We start from the raw sequence: 5,679 nt of genomic DNA, 5'->3' as shown, positions 1-5,679 counted from the left end.
CGGTTTTGTTGCTCAGGAACATGCCATCGGCAATCTCCTTGTTGGTTTTGCCACGGGCCAGCTGCTGCAGCACCATCATCTCCCGCCCCGATAAGCGTTCGACCATGTCGGCTTCACTGGCATTGCCCATGGTTGAGCGTACCGAATTGAGCGCCTGGTTCGGGAAATAGCTATAGCCGGAAAGCACCGCCTTGATGGCACTGAGCAACTCTGTCAGATCCTGCTGCTTGCACACATAGCCGGCGGCCCCCGCCTGCATGCAGCGCATGGAAAAATGGCCGGGGGCCTGGGACGTCAGCACCAGCACCTTGAACGAGACGGCTTGCTTGGTTGATGCCAGCCGACAAATAACTTCCAGGCCGTCAAGCTTGGGGATTCCGATATCCAGTATCACAATATCCGGCATATGTTCCCGTGCAAGTTGCAACGCATCGACACCGTTATCAGTCTCGGCAACGACCTCATAACCATGACGCTCCATTAGCATGCGCACAGCAAGACGAATGACGGGATGATCATCCACGATCAGCACTTTATTCATGAGAAAGTCCAATTTCGCTGTTCGAATTATTTAGAGCAAACACAATAGCCTAGTCGATTACTAGTTGGCATAGCATTCCCCCCCGAACGAGAGCAGGCAGAGACCCAACCCACAAGAAGATAGGAATTAACCTACAAAAAATCGCCAACTTAGATGCATAGAGCTTTATGGTTGCTTTCAGACCTTTCTCGACGCGTACATATTTTGAGTGAAATATCGTGCCCATTAGCCCCTGAAAGTAAACGTGCCGCACAACACTTTCAGGAAATGCCCCTTGCTTGTCGCCGTGACGCGCACAAATCAATCCGGAACAACCGTTCCCATTAGTTCCATTTAACATATTTCAGCACTTCCAAAATTCCTACAGAAAATTCAACAATTCACATATCCATTGCAACTACATGAGTGAATTTTCTGTCAGACATAGTTCCTCCTCAGATGTAAAAAATCATTCAGACTTAAAAACAAATGACAAAACCGGAAAATAATTGCGCAAGTTACGAAAAAATCCTTAAACACAGGCTAAACATTAATACACGGCTCTGTTTTTAAAGCGCCCATAAAAACCCAGGCAAAAAAAATGGCCCCTTGCGCAAGAGGCCATTTTTCACAACAGGCGCGCGACTCAGAACAACGAGCGGCCCTTGTTGGCAGCAATGCGCATGCGCAGTGCGTTCAACTTGATGAAGCCTGCCGCGTCGGCCTGATTGTAGGCACCGCCGTCTTCTTCGAAGGTGGCGATGTTGGAGTCGAACAGCGACTCATCGGACTTGCGACCGGTGACAATCACGTTGCCCTTGTACAGCTTCAGGCGTACGACACCGTTCACGTGAGCCTGGGAGGCGTCGATCATCTGTTGCAGCATCAGACGCTCTGGGCTCCACCAGTAACCGGTGTAGATCAGGCTGGCGTACTTGGGCATCAGCTCGTCTTTGAGGTGAGCGACTTCGCGGTCCAGGGTGATGGATTCGATGGCGCGGTGCGCGCGCAACATGATGGTGCCGCCTGGGGTTTCGTAGCAGCCACGGGACTTCATGCCCACGTAACGGTTCTCGACGATGTCGAGACGGCCGATACCATGCTGGCCGCCGATACGGTTCAGGGTCGCCAATACGGTGGCCGGGGTCATTTCAACGCCGTCCAGCGCGACGATATCGCCGTTGCGGTAAGTCAGTTCCAGGTACTGCGCCTTGTCTGGAGCGTTCTCCGGGGAGACGGTCCATTTCCACATGTCTTCTTCGTGCTCGGTCCAGGTGTCTTCCAGCACGCCGCCTTCATAGGAAATGTGCAGCAGGTTGGCGTCCATCGAGTACGGCGACTTCTTCTTGCCATGACGCTCGATCGGGATGGCGTGCTTTTCAGCGTAATCCATCAGCTTTTCACGGGACAACAGGTCCCACTCACGCCACGGCGCAATGACTTTCACGCCTGGCTTGAGTGCGTAGGCACCCAGTTCGAAACGGACCTGGTCGTTGCCCTTGCCGGTGGCGCCGTGGGAAATGGCGTCGGCACCGGTTTCGTTGGCGATCTCGATCAGGCGCTTGGCGATCAGCGGACGGGCGATGGAGGTACCCAGCAGGTACTCACCTTCATAGACAGTGTTGGCGCGAAACATCGGGAAAACGAAATCGCGGACGAACTCTTCGCGCAGGTCGTCAATGTAGATCTCTTTCACGCCCATGGCTTGCGCCTTGGCACGTGCAGGTTCGACCTCTTCACCCTGACCCAGGTCAGCGGTGAAGGTCACCACTTCACAGTTATAAGTATCCTGCAGCCACTTGAGGATCACCGAAGTGTCCAGGCCGCCGGAATACGCGAGAACGACCTTGTTTACGTCGGCCATGCCATCACTCCACGGGGTTGTACGGAAAGGCGACGATTCTACCGATCAAAACCGCGAAATTACAGGGGCGCGACAGCAAATGAAGATAAAGCGACAGATTATGTCGAGTGGGCGACCGATGGTCGCCTCTTATGAGGTCGCCGCCGGGTTGCTCGGCGCAGTGGCCTGGGGCGCCGGTTTCTCAGGCGTAGCCACGCGCTCAAGCTGAATATTCACACGACGGTTACGCGCACGGTTGGCGGCATTGGTGTTGGGCGCCAAGGGGTAGCTTTCGCCATGGAAGCGCATCGTGATCTGCGATTCCTGGATGCCGTTGGCCTTGAAGTAGTCCATCACCGCCAGGGCACGGCGGCGGGACACGTCGCGGTTGGTCAGACGGTTGCCACTGTTGTCCGAATGGCCGTTCAACTCGACATGATTGACCGTGGGATCGGCTTTCATGAAGGCCAGGATCACGGACAACTTCTTCTTTGCCGCCGCGTCCAGTTCAATGCCCCCACCGGGAAAGCCCACTTCGGTCTGTTTGACCTGGTCGTAATTCATGGGCAGCAGCTTGGTGGTGCACAGCTGATAATCGTTATAGGCCTTGTTGAACTTCACCGGCAGCAGGCGAATTTCCGAGTAACCACCTTCACGCCCGTAATGCCGCACCGTCGGGCTGCGCCCTTCGAGCAAGCCGGTGAACAGGCGACCGGCCTGGGCCTGGGAGCTATTGAACAGCACGTCGCCGCTGCCGACACGCACGGCCCCAAGGTTGATATCACCTCGGCCCGGTTGCCACGGCGCCGCAGCGGCCAACAGGGTTGCCGAGCCGGCGCCTAGGCTGCTGCCATAGGTTTTCAGACGAAACGTCGCCTGTTCGCCGGCCCGGCGTACGAATTCACCGGAACCGAAATCGGTGATCGGCTGGGTCAAGCGGCACTCGAACTGATCGCCCTCTACCTTCCACTCAATATTCTCCAGACGTGTCTGGAACGTGAGGGCCGCCGCAGGCAGGCTGGCGAACACACTGAGCAGGGCTAGATAATACTGGCGCACGGGAGGCTCCATGGGTTTCTACAACACTTCACAGCGTCATACATCGTTAAGGCATACCCGGAGATATCGGTAGCATCCGGCAAAACTTGATAGCGAGTGCCTGCAAGAGTCTTTTCCGGTAGCATTCCCACCAGATTGACCCGCCTGGAATCCCCAATGTCCGACCGCCTGACCCTGCTGCGTCCCGACGACTGGCATATTCATCTTCGCGATGGTGCTGCGTTACCCCAAACCGTGGCCGATGTGGCCCGCACGTTTGGCCGTGCCATCATCATGCCTAACCTGGTACCTCCGGTGCGCAATGCCGCAGAAGCCGACGCCTATCGCCAGCGCATCCTCGCTGCACGACCGGCCGGCAGCCGCTTCGAACCGTTGATGGTGCTCTACCTGACCGACCGCACCCAGCCTGAAGAAATCCGTGAAGCCAAGGCCAGCGGTTATGTGCACGCCGCCAAGCTGTACCCGGCAGGTGCGACCACCAACTCCGATTCCGGTGTAACCAGTATCGACAAGATCTTGCCGGCGATCGAAGCCATGGCGGAGGTCGGCATGCCATTGCTGATCCACGGGGAAGTCACCCGTGGCGACGTGGATGTGTTCGATCGCGAAAAAATCTTCATCGATGAACACATGCGGCGTGTGGTCGAGTTGTTCCCGACGCTCAAAGTGGTGTTTGAACACATCACCACCGCCGATGCCGTGCAGTTTGTCAGTGAGGCGTCGGCCAACGTGGGCGCGACCATCACCGCCCATCACCTGCTCTACAACCGCAACCACATGCTGGTGGGCGGGATTCGGCCGCACTTCTACTGCCTGCCGATCCTCAAGCGCAACACCCATCAGGTAGCCCTGCTGGATGCCGCCACCAGCGGCAGCCCGAAATTCTTCCTCGGTACCGACTCGGCGCCCCACGCCCAGCACGCCAAGGAAGCCGCATGCGGCTGCGCCGGCTGCTACACCGCGTTTGCCGCCATCGAGTTGTACGCCGAAGCATTCGAACAGCGTAACGCGCTGGACAAGCTCGAAGGTTTTGCCAGCCTCAACGGCCCGCGTTTCTACAGCCTGCCGGCGAATACCGACCGCATTACCCTGGTTCGTGAAGACTGGACCGCCCCTGCCAGCCTGCCCTTTGGCGAGCTGACCGTTATCCCGCTGCGCGCCGGTGAAACACTGCGCTGGCGCCTGCTGGAGGAAAGCAAGTGAGTGAAGATCATTACGACGACGAACAAGAGCACGGCGGTGGCGGCTCGCGTCATCCGATGGCCGAGCGTTTTCGCGGCTATCTGCCGGTCGTCATCGACGTAGAAACCGGTGGTTTCAACTGCGCCACCGATGCCTTGCTGGAAATTGCCGCAACCACCATCGGCATGGACGAACAAGGCTTTGTGTACCCGGAGCACACGCATTTCTTTCGCGTAGAACCCTTCGAAGGCACCAATATCGAAGCCGCTGCCCTGGAGTTCACCGGGATCAAGCTCGACCACCCCCTGCGCATGGCGGTGAGTGAAGAAGCGGCGCTGACCGATATCTTCCGTGGCGTGCGCAAGGCGTTGAAGGCCAATGGCTGCAAACGCGCAATCCTGGTCGGCCACAACAGCAGTTTCGACCTGGGTTTCCTGAACGCCGCCGTGGCGCGGCTGGACATGAAGCGCAACCCATTTCACCCGTTCTCCAGCTTCGACACCGCCACCCTTGCCGGCCTGGCCTACGGTCAGACCGTTCTGGCCAAAGCCTGCCAGGCAGCCGGTATCGACTTTGACGGGCGTGAAGCCCACTCGGCCCGCTACGACACCGAGAAGACCGCCGAGCTGTTCTGCGGCATCGTCAATCGCTGGAAACAGATGGGTGGCTGGGAAGACTTCAACGACTGAGCCCCGATGAGCATAGGTACCTACACAATTTTGTAGGTTGTCGCAGCAGACGCTAACCACGATGCGAAGCGAGCCGCTCTTGATCTTGATCTGCTTGTGATCTTGATCTCAGGCGCCCCGTTAAACCACGCTGGCCGAACGCAGGCTTGAATTCGTGGCCCACGGATTCAAGCCTGCGTTCGGGCACACCGAGCCTAAGCGAGGTGCCGAGTGGTGGGGCAAGAGCGTTTTGCTTACTTTTGTCTGGGCCGGCATTCCGGCTTTTCGAAAGTGAGCCGCCGTCAGGGCGGAACCCTAAGTGGCCGTTACCGCAGCAGTGGATATGCACACAATCCAACTGTGTTGACTGCCAGGCCGCCTTCGCGAGCAAGCCCGCTCCCACAGTT

The 5,679-nt window shown here is 57.6% G+C and carries 5 protein-coding genes; 2 read left to right on the top strand and 3 right to left on the bottom strand.

Annotated elements, in window-relative coordinates; all coding sequences use genetic code 11:
• The 3 genes from GIW04_RS27075 to GIW04_RS27065 all read right to left on the bottom strand — a co-directional run.
• Positions 1–541, bottom strand: a 541-nt coding sequence (locus GIW04_RS27075) for a response regulator transcription factor (protein ID WP_236479373.1), incomplete at its 3' end; no start/stop codon positions are given.
• Between the two features lie 625 nt (positions 542–1,166).
• Positions 1,167–2,384, bottom strand: a complete 1,218-nt coding sequence (locus GIW04_RS27070) for an argininosuccinate synthase (protein ID WP_003188984.1) — start codon at positions 2,382–2,384, stop codon at positions 1,167–1,169.
• A gap of 129 nt (positions 2,385–2,513) precedes the next feature.
• On the bottom strand, positions 2,514–3,422 hold the full coding sequence (locus tag GIW04_RS27065; protein WP_003188982.1) for a flagellar protein MotY: 909 nt from the start codon (positions 3,420–3,422) through the stop codon (positions 2,514–2,516).
• 156 nt (positions 3,423–3,578) lie between these two features.
• Between GIW04_RS27065 and pyrC the strand changes: the two genes are divergently transcribed.
• On the top strand, positions 3,579–4,625 hold the full coding sequence (pyrC, locus tag GIW04_RS27060; RefSeq protein ID WP_057712006.1) for a dihydroorotase: 1,047 nt from the start codon (positions 3,579–3,581) through the stop codon (positions 4,623–4,625).
• Positions 4,622–5,293 carry a ribonuclease T gene (rnt, locus tag GIW04_RS27055; RefSeq protein ID WP_236479372.1) on the top strand — a complete coding sequence of 224 codons (672 nt, stop codon included), beginning with the start codon at positions 4,622–4,624 and terminating at the stop codon, positions 5,291–5,293. Before pyrC ends, rnt begins: the two co-directional genes overlap by 4 nt.
• The last annotated feature ends 386 nt before the right edge of the window (positions 5,294–5,679 follow it).

Source organism: Pseudomonas sp. PA-4-8C, from assembly GCF_021606625.1.
Taxonomy (GTDB): domain Bacteria; phylum Pseudomonadota; class Gammaproteobacteria; order Pseudomonadales; family Pseudomonadaceae; genus Aquipseudomonas; species Aquipseudomonas lactis.
This window is presented reverse-complemented; position numbering and strand designations above follow the sequence as displayed.

Bases quoted from the DNA above. Each gene is read 5' to 3' on its own strand.
- pyrC (WP_057712006.1), top strand. From the start codon at position 3,579: ATGTCCGACCGCCTGACCCTGCTGCGTCCCGACGACTGGCATATTCAT.
- GIW04_RS27070 (WP_003188984.1), bottom strand. From the start codon at position 2,384: ATGGCCGACGTAAACAAGGTCGTTCTCGCGTATTCCGGCGGCCTGGAC.